We start from the raw sequence: 12,180 nt of genomic DNA, 5'->3' as shown, positions 1-12,180 counted from the left end.
TACTATCCCGCCCCACCCGACGATCGCACCAGCATCACGCTGGAAGTGGCCAACGGAGGCGTCTACCCGGCAGTCCCCATCAAGCGCTGACCGGCACGGACGGACCGGGTCAATGCCGTCGTTCTCAGGGCCTGCACAGGCGTCCTTGGAACAGCCCACGTCACGGCCATCTGGTGCTCTGACCGCATGGGTTCGCCGGGGTGGCGGTCGTGGCGGTTGGATGTGCGGTGACGTCCGTTCGACCGCTGGAGGAGCGGTGGCTGAGCCCGTCCGTGGGCGTGGACTGACCGGCCAGGAGGGGCAGAAGCTGCAGCAGGCCGAATGGGGCTGCTTGGCCAGGGTGTCGGCGTCGGTCTTGACCACGTACACCTCCCACGGCTGGGCGCCGGGCCCGTTCACCCACACCATGTCCTGGACGGCGTAGCAGCAGGTGGTGTCCTCCTCCACCGTGGTCGCCCGGCCAGGCGGGCGGCGGCGGTGACCTCGTTGGTGGAGGCGACCTCGACGCCGAGGCGGTCAAGGCGAGTGTCGGTGCCCGGCTCGCCTTCGATGAGGACGAGCTTGAGTGGCCGGCCCAGCTTCGACGACATGCTCGCCCTGCTCCGCCGCATGATTACCGCTACCCGGCCCGCGCAGCCCCGACCTCGCGAAAATCGAGGACGAGGCTCTGGCTTGGGCTTGCGCAACGGGATGACGGCCAAAGCCGAGCAGGAATCAACCTAACCTCCAAGAGCCCCGCGGACGGGCTGCGCCCGGCTCGGGCGCATCAGCCACACGGCAGCGGCGAGCGTGAGTACCCAGCCGATCACTTCGATGAGCAGGTGATCCGTTGCGTTGGGGACGGATTGCAACAGGTACACCCGGACGCTGTTGATCGCTCCGTGCGTCAGAACCGCGGGCCAGACACTCCCCGACTGCCGGCGAATTGCGAGCAACAGCGGCGCCCATGGCAGCATGCCCGCGAAGTAGATGACGATGTCCCAGGGTGGTCGATCACCGATGACGGCGAGGACCGGCAGGTGCCAGACGATCCATACCAGACCGCTGACAAGGGCCAGCGGCCAGAATCCCCATGACGCGGCGCGCGTCGCCAGCCAGCCGCGCCAGCCGAACTCCTCGCCGATGGCGAAGACCGACTGCATGAGGAAGACCGGAACGATCCACATGGTCGCCGCGAAGATCTGGTCAAGCGGGTTGAGCTGCCAGATCCCCGATGCCAGTGCGATGGCGGTTTGGATCGCGGCGATCGCGGCGATGAGGCCGATGCCGATGCCGGCCCACTTGGGTGTGCCGCGCCACCCGGTGGCGAACGTCTCCCGGAACGTTCCGGGTCGTCGGGCAAACCACATGATGATCGCTGCGAGCAGTGGGGAAAGTTGCAGGGTCGGAGTGATCAGGTTGTAGAAGTCCGTCGGGACCAGCCGGAAGACCATCGGAACGGACAGCGCGAAACACAGCAGGACGGCGATCGCGAAGAACCACGTGACATCGACAACAGTTGATCTGGCAGAACTTGAGCGCGTGGAGGACGCAGTCATGATGACCTCGTCCCGTGCGGGCGCGAGGATCCGGCTCGATGAGTGATCGTGGGGTAGCGCGGATCGGCCATCTTGAACCCGGGGAGAACCTTGACGACCGGGTCGTCCACGGAGAATCGGTCCGTCGGCAGCATGATCGCCGTCGCCGTCATCGACTTGCTCAAGGACGCGATACGGAACGGCGTCCGGGGCGTCACCGCGTTGTCGTCCTCACCCCGGACGCGGACGATCGTCTCGACGGACGACCCGTCGATCACGGGAGCTGCGACGCCCGGCGTGCCGTAGACGGAGCGGTAGTCGTCGATCAGCTCCTGGTCACCGGCATGGGCCGGGGCTGTCCAGCCGACGAGCATGACGACGCTGAAAGGTATGAGACGGAGGAAACGCACAATCTCGAAGCTTGGCCGGACGGAATCGGTCCGGCCTCACCCGAAGGGGTGAACCTGGTACCGCCCGTTCGGATGGAATTCGTGGCGAGCGACGAGCCCGTTCTCGTAGGCGTAGATCACCACGTGCACGCGGTCACGCAGGTCCAGCTCCTGCAGAATGGCCCGGACGTGCTCGGCGACGTCGGCTCGTCGGCGCACATCGAAGGCAACCACTCAACCCCGGCGGTCTGTCCTGATCGCGTCAGGTAGGTCGCAGCCACCTCATGCTCGCCCGCCGGGCATTCAGCAGGCGATGGGCCGATCAGGTGCCCGCTCTGGAGCGCACCAGCGAGTCGTAGGTGTCGCCGGCGGGCGCCGAGAGCGCCAAGCGCATGCTTCCGCCGACGAGCACCAGCGTCAGCACGGCTCCGAAGGGTGCCACCCGCCGCCAGGTGAGTCCGTCCTGCCAGAGGTGATTGCAGACGGCGGCGAACGAGGCGATGAGGAAGCTGACGCCGTAGCCACCGGTCACCGAGACGAGCTGGAGCAGCGGGAGGTTGTCGTGCTGGGTGGCGGCCAGCGAACTCAGGATGTTGCCGACGGGACTGACATTCGCGAGCGCGGACTTCACCGCCCTATCCCGAACACCCCCGAACCGCAGTAGGGATTACCCCCGGCCTGGTGCCGCGCCCCTGATCACCAAACTCGGAAAGGGGCCTCCGGATCACTCCAAGGCCCCTCGGCAGACGGTGAAGCGACTGAGCTGCACCTGCTCTGGCAGCAGCGTGCGGGGCATCCCGCCGTACGGGACCACCTTGCGCGCGCTGACCCGACCGCCGCCGACCTGGCACGCCACTGCGCCCACACGTACGTGACCGCTGAGGTCGCGGCGCGTACGCGAGCCCTCGCCGAGGACGCACGGGCCCGCCTGTCCACCCTCCCTGACCGCCTTGCCGCACCGCGCCGCCGCCATGGACGAACGCTCCTCGCCGAGGTCCGGGCCGCGCGCGCCGCCGAACGGGTGCGGGAGCTGCGGGACCGGGCCGTCCACGTCAGGGCCACGATCCCGTCGTCGTCCTGGTCGAAGACGACCGGTTCGGTCAGGAGGGATAGGCCGGAGCCGACGCAGGCCCCGGTGTCGGTTTGATGCGCATCATGTCCTGCTCACCAGGTGACCGGGAGTTCGTGGACGCCGTAGATGACGGCGTCGGTCTTGAACGGCAGTTCCTCGACCGGTGCGGCGAGCCGCAGGGTGGGGATGCGGCGGAACAGGGTGTCGAAGACGATCTGCAGTTCCATCCGGGCCAGGTTCTGGCCCAGGCACTGATGCGGGCCGAACCCGAAGGCGATGTGGTGGCGGGCCCCGCGCTCGACATCCAGTTCGCCCGGTTCCTTGAACACCGCCGGGTCCCAGTTGGCCGACAGCATCGAGACGATGACGCCCTCGCCGGCCTTGATGCTCACTCCGCCGACCTCCACATCTTCGGTGGCCAGCCGGGAGGTGACTCCGTCGGCGATGGTGAAGTAACGCAGCAGTTCCTCCACGGCCAAAGGCGTCCTGTCCGGGTCGGCCCTGACCAGGGCCAGCTGCTCCGGATGCGTCAGCAGCCCGACGACGCCGAGCGAGATCATGTTCGCGGTGGTCTCGTGCCCGGCGGTCAGCAGCAGGAAGGCCAGGCTGACCAGGCCCGCGTGGTCGAGGGTGCCCTCCTGGCGGTGCCGGGCGATCTGCCGGCCAAACAGGTCATCGCTGGGTTCGGACTCCTTGCGGGTGACCAGGTCGTCGATGTAGGCGCGCAGTTCGGCGAACGCTTGCCGGCGGTCTTCCAGCGACGTCCGCCGCACCATCATGGCGGTGCGGCTTTGGAAGAAGTCGTGGTCGGTGTAGGGGACGCCGAGCAGTTCGCAGATCACCAGGGAGGGCACCGGCAGCGACAGCGCCCGCACCAGGTCGACCGGCCGCCGGTCGGCGACGAGCAGGTCGTCGATGAAGTGGTCGACGATGTGCTGGACCCGCGGGCGCAGCGCGGACAGCCGCCTCACGGTGAACTCGCCGATCACCGGACGGCGGGCCGCAGCGTGTTCGGCGCCGTCCATGCCGAGCATCAACGGCGGCTGGCTGCGCAGCTGTTGCAGGGTCGCCGCGTCGAGAGTGTAGAGCGGGAAGCCGTCCTTGCGCTTGTCGGAGGAGAAGCGGCCGTCGGCGAGGACGGCCCGGCCCTCCTCATGCCCGGACACCCACCACGCCTCGCCGCCGCCGGCCAACCGGACCTTGTTGATCGGCGCCTGCTCGCGCAGTCGCTCGTAGGCGGCGGGCGGACTGAACGGGCAGCCCCGCTCGACCGGCAGTTCCAGGCCGGCGAGTCCGCCGGTGTGGGCGACGTTCTCTGTCATGAATGACCTCCCAGTATGAGATCTGGCGGAATCTGTTCTGCTTGTGACGGCCTCGGGAGTGCGATCGACACCGCCGGTTCCGGCGACGGGCGCCTGGTGCGCCACCGTCAGGCCCATATCGCTCCGAGGCTGCGGGCCGGCTCGTCACCGGTGTTCATCGCAGGGTGAGCGGGGTCTCCGATGCGATGCGGGTCAGCTTCCGCGGGTTGCGGACGTAGTAGAGGCCGGTGATGCGGGCGTTCTCGACTCGGGCTGCCATGACGCCGTCGATGTCGCCGTCCACGCGCAGGAGGAGTGCCGGGTTGCCGTTGACCACGACGGGTTCGCCTGCGAGGGCGATCTGGGCCTTGCCGAGGCCGCCGACGATCATGCGGGCCACCTTGCCGGCGCCGATGACGGGCTGCGGAGCGGCCCGCTTGACGCCGCCGCCGTCGCTGATCAGGACGACCTCCGGGGCCAGCACGTCGAGCAGGCCCTGCAGGTCCCTCGTCTCGACCGCGCGCTGGAACGAGGCCAGCACCGCCCGGGTCTGGTCCGGGGAGACCACTTCGCGCGGGCGGCGGGCATCGACGTGCCGGCGGGCGCGGTGCGCGATCTGGCGTACGGTCGCCGGGGCCTTGCCGACCGCGGCGGCGATCTCGTCGTAGCCGACGTCGAAGACCTCGCGCAGCACGAAGACGGCACGTTCGGTCGGCGACAGCGTCTCCAGGACGAGCATCAGCGCCATCGACACGCTCTCGGCGAGCTCGACGTCCTCGGCCACGTCCGGCGCGGTGAGCAGCGGTTCGGGCAGCCAGGGACCGACGTACGCCTCCTTGCGGCGCTTCATGACGCGCAGCCGGTCCAGCGCGCGCCGGGCGGCGATCCGTACCAGGTAGGCGCGCTGGTCCACCACTTGCCCAAGGTCGACCTTGACCCAGCGCAGCCAGGTTTCCTGCAGGGCGTCCTCGGCGTCGGCCGCCGAGCCGAGCATCTCGTAGACGACGGTGAACAGCAGGTTGTGATGGGCGAGGAACGCCTCCGTCGCCGGGTCCGTCCGACTGCCGTCAGCCGTCGGCCCGGCTGCGTCCGTCGTCGCGTCCCTGCGCTCGTTCATCCCTGGCTCCTGCCTGTCGCCCTCGCAAATCCTGCTCCATGTACAAGGCGTCGGCTCCCCCCGCTGTGTGACAGCCGTGACCGGTGACCCACGTCACATGGCCGCACTGTCACAAAGGTGGCGGCACAGACGCCGCATGGTCGTCAGGACCCCGTGCGAACGATGCGCGCGGCACGCCACTCCCCGAGTTGATCGCCTCGGCCGGTTGCGCGGTGACCGCCGCGCCACCGCCGCCGAAGAAGGAACGGATGGACATCATGAGCAAGGTCTGGTTCGTCACCGGTTCGTCTCGCGGCCTCGGCCGCAACTTCGTCGAGGCCGCCCTGTCGCGTGGCGACAAGGTCGCCGCGGCCGCCCGCACCGCCGCGAGCCTTGATGAGCTGGTCGCCGCCTACGGCGAGGCGGTGCTTCCGGTGGAGCTGGACGTGACCGACAAGGCCGCCGTCTTCGAGAGCGTCAAGCGGGCCAGGGAGCACTTCGGCCGTCTCGACGTCATCGTGAACAACGCCGGCTACGCCCAGGTCGGCGCGATCGAGGAGCTGGCCGAGCAGGACCTGCGCGACCAGCTGGAGACCAACCTGTTCGGCGCGCTGTGGATGATCCAGGCCGCGCTGCCCTACCTGCGCCAGCAGGGCTCGGGGCACATCATCCAGCTGTCCTCGGCCGCCGGGCTCATGGCGATGCCGCTCAGCGGCGCCTACAGCGCCTCCAAGTGGGCTCTGGAAGCTCTGAACGAATCCCTCGCCCAAGAGATCGCCGACTTCGGCATCAAGGTGACCGTGATCGAGCCCGGCGGCTTCGCCACCCGGTCCGGCAAGAACCCCGACCCGCTGAACAACGGCCATCTGTCCGAGCCCGACCCGGTGTACGACGGCCTTCGCCGGCGCATCGCCGCGTTCGCGGGAAGGCAGCCCGCCGGCGACCCGGCCGCCGCGGCCCAGGCACTCCTCAAGATCGTCGACTCCGACAACCCGCCCCGGCGGGTGCTCTTCGGACTGGGCTTCTACCCGATGCTCCAGCAGGTCTACGCCGACCGGCTCAAGACCTGGGCCGACTGGCAGGACCTTTCGGCACAGGCTCACGGCAACCTCGATCAAGAAAGTCGGTGACCAGAACCAGGTCGACTCACCAGGAGCAAGTGAACCGACAGGAGCAACACATGAAGCACCGCATCGTCGTCCTGGGCGCCGGTTATGCCGGAGCCTATGTGGCCGGGAACCTGGCCCGCCGGCTGTGCCCGGCGGACACCGAGATCACCGTGGTCAACGCTGAGCCGGACTTCGTCGAGCGGCTGCGGCTGCACCAGCTCGCGGCCGGCCAGCAGATCGAGGCTCCGAAGCTCGCCGACGTCTTCGCGGGCACGGGCATACGGCTGCGCCTGGCCCGGGTCACCGCCGTCGACCCCGAACGCCAGGTCGTCCACGTCCACGCCGATGCCGACGACGGCGGTGAGCTGGGCTACGACACGCTCGTCTACGCGCTCGGCAGCCGCGTCGCCGACTGCGGCATCCCCGGCGTGGCCGAGCACGCCTTCCACGTCACCGCCCGGCCCGCGGCGCTGCGCCTGCGCGAGCGCCTGGACAGCCTGGTCGGGCAGGGCGAGGGCGGGAGGGTGCTGGTCGTCGGCGACGGGTTGACCGGCATCGAGACCGCCACCGAGTTCGCCGAGTCCCGGCCCGGCCTGTCGGTGACACTCATCGCCCGCGGCCTGCTCGGCGCCCGGCTCTCCGACGGAGCCCGCAGCCACCTGCGCCGGGCCTGCGACCGGCTGGGCATCACCGTCCTGGAGGACACCAGCGTCGAAGCCGTCGAGGCGACGCGGGTGCTGTGCGACGACGGCACCGCTCTGGCGTCCGACGCAACCGTGTGGACGGCGGGGTTCGCGGTCGACCCCATCGCCGCCGCCGGCGGGCTGGAGGTCACCGACAATGGTCGGATCATCGTCGATGACACCATGCGGTCGCTCTCGCACCCGAACGTCTACGCGGCCGGCGACAGCGCCTACGCCATCGGCGACAACGGCCGGCCGCTGCCGATGTCCTGCGCCTCGGCCGGCTCCACCGGTCGGCAGGCCACGGACGCGATCGTGGGACGCCTGACCGGCCGCAAGATCGCCAAGAGCAAGCTGGACTACCCGGGCAACCACATCAGCCTCGGACGGCGGGACGGGATCCTGCAGATGGTCGACGACAAGGCGCGACCGAAGCCGAAGTACGTGGGCGGCAGGAAGGCGGCGCGGATCAAGTCCGGCATCCTCCAGATCTCGCTGTGGGGCATCTCGCACCCGACCTTCGGCCTGCCCAGGCGCAAGCGCCGCCTGGCCGCCACGCCGGATGTGTCCGCTGATAAGGCGCTCGCGTAACCGCCTAACGTGGACAGCACCGCCACTGATCGCTTCGACACCAGCCGGTAGGCCGGTGAGTCCGGGCCGAAACCGGCTGGCCTCACTGGCCTACCGGCTGCTGAGCTCCGCCGCCAAGACCGAAGAGACCGTGCAGGGACGCGTTCTTGCACGGGGAGGCCCGATGCCCCATCCACCAGCAACCCAGATCTCGCAATCCGCATCACGTAGCAGCGCCAGCAGCCGTAGCATCACACGCACATCCATCATGGGAGGCATTCTGCCCGCCCCGCTTGAGCCATGTTGATCAAGCCGTGACTGCCGGGGGCCTCGTTCTCCAGCGCCCGGTAACAGCGTCGAGCGGCCCACGTCGTGGTCGCGGGCAGTCCGGGTGCCCGACTGGCCGCGCCCGCGCCGGGCCCGCGCGGCGGCGAGCACGTCGTCGGTAACCGTGGCCGGGCTGGGCGGACACGGCCCGATAGCAGCCAGCGTGACCGAGAATGCAAGTTCTGTGTCACAGATGTGCGGTGCCGTGGGCAGAGGCTAGGTGGTCGTTCGCAACCGGGCCTCGGCGGCCCAGTGGCGTGCGTTCCAGTGGTCGGCGATGGTGGCGGCTTGGGCGAAGTGGGCGGCGGCCTCGTCGGTGCGGCCGAGGAAGACGGCCAGTTCACCGAGGGTGTGGGCGACCGGGCGCAGCGCCAACGACAGGCTCGCGGCGCCCGCCGGGGGGCCGTCGCGGTGCGGGAGCAGGGTCGCGTAGATCTCCTCGGCGGCGTCGCGGTCGTTCAGGTTGACGACGGCCATCGCGCGCAGCGTGGTGAGGAAGGTGAAGAAGAAGTCGGGGCGGATCGGGTCGGATGACGCGCGGACCTCGCGGGCTTCGGCGTCCAGGCCGTTGGCGTGGAGGGCGAGCGCGAGCAGGTCGGAGGTCATGGGGCCGAGCGCGGCGTGGAGGGCGCGAACGTCGGCCAGGTGCGCGCCGAGCGTGCCGTCGTTCAGCCAGATTGTGGCCAGGGCGAGTTGGAGGAAGCCTGTGGTGTGCACCGATCCGGCGCGCCGCATGCCCTCGTCGGCCTTGACGTAGAGGAGCTCGGCGTCGGCGAACCGGCCTTCGATGAGGGCCAGGCCTGCCAGCGTGATCTCGGTGGCGGCGATCGCCTCGCGCATCCGGTAGGCGCGCGCGAGTTCCAGGGCCTCGGTGGTCAGCCGGCGCATGGTCACCGGGTCGTTGGCGGCGGCGGCGACGGCGGCGTGGTTGAGCAGCCCGGTGACGCGGTAGACCGGCAGGTCGTGCTCGGTGCCGATCTTCACGAGCTCCCGGCAGAGGTCGGCGTCGCCGTGGACCTCGGACAGGATCTGGAGCGCCGCGGCCCGCAGCCGGGGGTCGGTGGCGAGGTCGAGTGCCTCCTGCGCCGCCTCCAGAACGGTCGGGTCGTTCTCGCCGACCAGTTCGTGCGCGTATGCCGTCAGGAGCCGGGACCGCACCGAAGGGTGCAGGTCACGCTTCAGCAGGCGGCTCAGGCGGTCGACGACGGGCCGGTCGACGGTGCCGTACGTACGGGTCTGCCAGGCGGTCGGCTCCGTCCACGCGGTGAACGCGGCGATCATCAGGTCGTCGCGGCCCAGGGACTCCGCGTACTCCACGGCTTCGCGGCGTGTCTCGCGAGCGGCCGCGACGGCTCCCGCGCGGATCTGCGCGCGCAGCAGCCTGCCGAGCAGTTCGACGCGTTCGTCCGGTCTGGTCGAGTTGGTGACGGCGTCGGTGAGGAGCTCGGCCGCCACGTCGTGGGCATAGCGGGCCTCGGCGCGCTCGGCGGCCCGGACACAGTAGCCGACGGCCTTCGGTGAGCCGGCGCGCGCGTAGTGGTGGGCGAGCGCGGCGATGTCGTCGGTTCCTTCGAGGGCGGCGGCGATCCGGGCGTGCATCCGGGTGGCGCGCAGTCTGCTGAGGTCGGCGATGAGCGTGTCCCTGACGAGGGCGTGGACGTAGCGGACGCGTCCGGGGCCGGGCTCGTCGAGGAGCCCGGCGATGACGCCCGCGTCGAGGGCGTCCAGCACGCCGTCCTCGCCGGTGTCGGCGGCCTTGACGAGGACGTCCACCGAGCTTTCCCGGCCTGCGACCGCAGCCAGCCGGAGGACGGACACGCTTCCTTCGGGCAGGCGCGCGAGCCGGCGGCGCAGGACGTCCCGTACGCCTTCGGGGACCTCGGAGAGAGCGACCAGCGCGCCTTCGCCGTTCAGCAGCCGGGCGCTTTCCCGCACGTAGAACGGGTTTCCGCCGGTGCGCTCTGCGATCCCGGCGATGGTCTCCTCGTCGGCCTCGCACTCGGCCCGTACGAGCTCCGCGACGGCGTCGTCGTCCAGCCCCGGCAGCGCCAGGCGGAGGGGTGTGGCACGCGCGAGGGAGGCCAGCGTCCCGGTGAGGTGCCCGCTCTCGTCCGCGCGGTACGCGGCGACGACCAGGATCGGGGCCCGCGTGCCGAGGCCGCCGCCGAGCAGCTCCAGCGTGGCGGCATCCGCCCAGTGCAGGTCGTCCAGCACGACGGCGACCGGGCGTTCCGTGGCGACCGCCGCGAGCCACTTCCACACGGCCTGGCGCAGGCGGAAACGTCCCGCGGTGGCGTCGGCGTCCACCGGGCCGGTGTCGGTGAGCAGCGGCGCGAGGTCGCCCGCGAACTCGCCCGGGGACGTGGTCGCGGCGACGGCGCGCAGCGCCTCGGTCCAGGCCCACGCGGGCGGCGCGCCGTCGACCTCGGGGCAGCGGCCGGCGGCGACCAGCCATCCGTCACGTTCGAGCCGCCCGCCGAGGTGTTCCAGCAGCGTCGACTTGCCGAGCCCGGCCTCGCCGGTGACAAGGGCGATGCGGGCGCCGTCGGCGGCGGCCTCGGCGGCGGCCGTGACCAGTGCCGACAGCTGTGCCTCGCGTCCGATGAACGGCGCCTCGGCGGTCGGGGCCGGTCGCGATGCGACCGGCGGTGGCGGGGGGACGGTCGCGCGCAGGACGTCCGTGCGCCCAGTGAGGATCGCCTCCTCCAACGCCGTCAGGTCCGGGCCGGGGTCGAGCCCGAGTTCCTCGGCGAGGATGCCGCGGGCGCGGCGCAGCGTCGCCAGCGCCTCGGCCTGACGGCCGCTGCTCCACAGAGCCAGGGCGTGCAGGCGCCAGCCCTCTTCGCGGAGGGGCTCGTCCCGGGTGAGCCGCTCGGCCTCGGGAACGACCGCGGCGGGGTCGCCGACGCGCAGCCCCGCCGCGACGTGCAGTTCGGTGGCGACCAGGCGCAGCTCGTTCAGTCGGGCGGTCTCGGCGGCGGCCCACGGCTCGTCGGCGACCTCGGCGAACGCCGGCCCCTGCCACAGGCCCAGCGCCTCGGCGAGGCGAGCCTGGGCGACGCGCGGGTCTGTGTCCGCACGCGCCCGGCCGAGCAGGTCCTCGAACCGCCACGCGTCCACCGACTCCGGCGGCAGCCTCAGCGCGTAACCGGGCGACGCGCTGACCAGCAGCCGGGCCGGCGTGCGCGGCGGACGTCCGGGCTCAAGCAGCCGACGCAGGTTGGACACGTACGCCTGCAAGGACATCAGCGCCCGCCCGGGGGGCTCCCCGCGCCACAGGTCCTCGATCATCCGGTCGACGGGCACGACCTGCCCGCGCGCCGCCACCAGCAACGCCAGCACGCCCCGTTGCCGTGGCCCGCCCAGAGGAACGGGCTCGCCGCCGACCTCGGCCGCTGAAGAGCCCAGCACTCGGATGAAGACCATGATCAACACATTTTACGTGGACGTTCCAAATCGGCTCCAAATCCCTTCCAAAGGCCTGGGAGCAGTCTGAACACGTCGCAACCGATGAAGGGCGGGAGCGGATGAGCGTCAACAGCCAGGACATGCCGTGTGCTCCGCCGTGAGTCACGACTGCTGATGGAGTTCGTCGCGGCGCCGCCCCGGCTGTGTCCCCAGCTCAACCCTGCCCAGTCTGAACGTCGAAGGAGCACAACCATGTCGCTGAGGAAGCTCAACACCGCCCTGGCCACCGGCGTCGTCCTGTTCACCCTCTACCTCGGCTTGTCCTTCGTCCTGCCCCTTGACACGTCCTTCCCGGGCCTGCCGAACTGGCCCTCCGGCGACAGCGGCTTCCCCTTCGTGAAGGGCAGCCGTGAGATCGCGATGGGCCTGGCGATGGGCATCCTGCTGGTGACGGGCCACCGCCGCGCATTGGGCTGGGTCCTGCTGATGGTGGCCGCCGCCCCGTTCGGCGACATGGTCAACGTTGTGGCCCACCATGGCTCTACGGCCTCAGCGTTCGGCATCCACGGCCTGACCTCGGCACTGATCGCGGTCACGGGCCTCCTGATCCTCCGCGAGACCAGCAAGGCGCGCAAGGCCCAAGAGCCCGCCACCCCCGCGCCCGCCGCGCAGCCCGCCTGACGTCCCCGCAGTGCAGCACGGTATTCC

At 70.6% G+C, this 12,180-nt stretch carries 11 protein-coding genes and 1 pseudogene; 3 read left to right on the top strand and 9 right to left on the bottom strand.

The features are described from left to right. Positions 1–306: 306 nt before the first annotated feature. The 8 genes and pseudogenes from ACIHAD_RS47885 to ACIHAD_RS47850 all read right to left on the bottom strand — a co-directional run. Positions 307–569 (bottom strand): annotated as a pseudogene (locus ACIHAD_RS47885) (glyoxalase/bleomycin resistance/dioxygenase family protein); the annotation flags it as partial. 150 nt (positions 570–719) lie between these two features. Further along, positions 720–1,538 (bottom strand): lysostaphin resistance A-like protein, encoded by an 819-nt coding sequence (locus tag ACIHAD_RS47880; RefSeq protein ID WP_397361557.1) that lies wholly within the window; start codon positions 1,536–1,538, stop codon positions 720–722. After that, on the bottom strand, positions 1,535–1,891 hold the full coding sequence (locus ACIHAD_RS47875; RefSeq protein ID WP_397361556.1) for a serine hydrolase: 357 nt from the start codon (positions 1,889–1,891) through the stop codon (positions 1,535–1,537). The genes ACIHAD_RS47880 and ACIHAD_RS47875 overlap by 4 nt, the downstream gene beginning before the upstream one ends. Before the next feature lie 72 nt (positions 1,892–1,963). Beyond that, positions 1,964–2,125 (bottom strand): hypothetical protein, encoded by a 162-nt coding sequence (locus ACIHAD_RS47870; RefSeq protein ID WP_397361554.1) that lies wholly within the window; start codon positions 2,123–2,125, stop codon positions 1,964–1,966. Positions 2,126–2,228: 103 nt separating this feature from the next. Further along, positions 2,229–2,537 (bottom strand): hypothetical protein, encoded by a 309-nt coding sequence (locus ACIHAD_RS47865; protein WP_397361553.1) that lies wholly within the window; start codon positions 2,535–2,537, stop codon positions 2,229–2,231. 93 nt (positions 2,538–2,630) lie between these two features. Continuing rightward, complete coding sequence (locus tag ACIHAD_RS47860; protein WP_397361552.1) at positions 2,631–2,957, bottom strand: hypothetical protein; 327 nt, start codon at positions 2,955–2,957, stop codon at positions 2,631–2,633. 113 nt (positions 2,958–3,070) lie between these two features. Next, entirely contained in the window at positions 3,071–4,300 is a 1,230-nt protein-coding gene (locus ACIHAD_RS47855; RefSeq protein WP_397361551.1) for a cytochrome P450, read from the bottom strand. A gap of 154 nt (positions 4,301–4,454) precedes the next feature. Beyond that, positions 4,455–5,396 carry an RNA polymerase sigma-70 factor gene (locus ACIHAD_RS47850; protein WP_397361550.1) on the bottom strand — a complete coding sequence of 314 codons (942 nt, stop codon included), beginning with the start codon at positions 5,394–5,396 and terminating at the stop codon, positions 4,455–4,457. 248 nt (positions 5,397–5,644) lie between these two features. On the opposite strand from ACIHAD_RS47850, the gene ACIHAD_RS47845 reads away from it, so the two are divergent. Next, positions 5,645–6,505, top strand: a complete 861-nt coding sequence (locus ACIHAD_RS47845) for an SDR family NAD(P)-dependent oxidoreductase (protein ID WP_397361549.1) — start codon at positions 5,645–5,647, stop codon at positions 6,503–6,505. Positions 6,506–6,555: 50 nt separating this feature from the next. Beyond that, complete coding sequence (locus tag ACIHAD_RS47840; RefSeq protein ID WP_397361548.1) at positions 6,556–7,758, top strand: NAD(P)/FAD-dependent oxidoreductase; 1,203 nt, start codon at positions 6,556–6,558, stop codon at positions 7,756–7,758. A gap of 522 nt (positions 7,759–8,280) precedes the next feature. On the opposite strand, the gene ACIHAD_RS47835 is transcribed toward ACIHAD_RS47840, so the two are convergent. Then, positions 8,281–11,490, bottom strand: coding sequence for a BTAD domain-containing putative transcriptional regulator (locus tag ACIHAD_RS47835; RefSeq protein ID WP_397361547.1), 3,210 nt, complete (start codon positions 11,488–11,490; stop codon positions 8,281–8,283). Positions 11,491–11,724: 234 nt separating this feature from the next. Here ACIHAD_RS47835 and ACIHAD_RS47830 point away from each other — a divergent pair, with 234 nt between their 5' ends. Then, a complete protein-coding gene (locus tag ACIHAD_RS47830; RefSeq protein ID WP_397361546.1) occupies positions 11,725–12,153 on the top strand; it encodes a DUF4267 domain-containing protein in 429 nt (142 codons plus the stop codon). Positions 12,154–12,180: the final 27 nt, after the last annotated feature.

The organism is Nonomuraea sp. NPDC052265 (genome assembly GCF_044547985.1).
In the GTDB taxonomy this organism is placed as follows: Bacteria; Actinomycetota; Actinomycetes; order Streptosporangiales; family Streptosporangiaceae; genus Nonomuraea.
The sequence above is the reverse complement of the archived record's forward strand: the minus strand, read 5'-3'. Positions and strand labels throughout refer to the sequence as shown.

Bases quoted from the DNA above. Each gene is read 5' to 3' on its own strand.
- ACIHAD_RS47850 (WP_397361550.1), bottom strand. From the start codon at position 5,396: ATGAACGAGCGCAGGGACGCGACGACGGACGCAGCCGGGCCGACGGCT.
- ACIHAD_RS47875 (WP_397361556.1), bottom strand. From the start codon at position 1,891: ATGCTCGTCGGCTGGACAGCCCCGGCCCATGCCGGTGACCAGGAGCTG.
- ACIHAD_RS47830 (WP_397361546.1), top strand. From the start codon at position 11,725: ATGTCGCTGAGGAAGCTCAACACCGCCCTGGCCACCGGCGTCGTCCTG.
- ACIHAD_RS47840 (WP_397361548.1), top strand. From the start codon at position 6,556: ATGAAGCACCGCATCGTCGTCCTGGGCGCCGGTTATGCCGGAGCCTAT.
- ACIHAD_RS47845 (WP_397361549.1), top strand. From the start codon at position 5,645: ATGGACATCATGAGCAAGGTCTGGTTCGTCACCGGTTCGTCTCGCGGC.
- ACIHAD_RS47835 (WP_397361547.1), bottom strand. From the start codon at position 11,490: ATGGTCTTCATCCGAGTGCTGGGCTCTTCAGCGGCCGAGGTCGGCGGC.
- ACIHAD_RS47880 (WP_397361557.1), bottom strand. From the start codon at position 1,538: ATGACTGCGTCCTCCACGCGCTCAAGTTCTGCCAGATCAACTGTTGTC.
- ACIHAD_RS47855 (WP_397361551.1), bottom strand. From the start codon at position 4,300: ATGACAGAGAACGTCGCCCACACCGGCGGACTCGCCGGCCTGGAACTG.